The sequence below is a fragment of the Mycobacterium sp. ABE4_509 genome (assembly GCF_056160785.1).
In genome coordinates, this window is record NZ_JBSWXU010000357.1 from 1 (window position 1) to 316 (window position 316).

At 69.0% G+C, this 316-nt stretch carries 1 protein-coding gene; it reads left to right on the forward strand.

Annotated elements, in window-relative coordinates; all coding sequences use genetic code 11:
* On the forward strand, positions 1–316 hold a 316-nt coding region (locus tag ACXAID_RS28465), incomplete at both ends, for an AMP-binding enzyme (RefSeq protein WP_475025482.1).

Below are 316 nucleotides of genomic sequence, written 5' to 3' on the forward strand. Positions count from 1 at the left end.
GCCCTGGCCACCATCGACGGAGTCGCCCAAGCAGAGGTACTCGTCCGCGAGGACCGCCCCGGCGACAAACGCCTCGTCGGCTACGTCACCGCAGTCGGCGGGCAGACCGTCGATCCCGCTGCGCTGCGGACCGCCCTGTCCGAACGGCTTCCCGAATACATGGTTCCCACGGCGGTGGTGCCGGTCGAGGTGATGCCGTTGACGGTCAACGGCAAACTCGACAAGCGGGCGCTGCCGGCCCCGGAATACCAGCACGTCGAGCAGTACCGCGCACCGGCCGACGCCGTCGAAGAGATCCTCGCCGACATCTACGCCC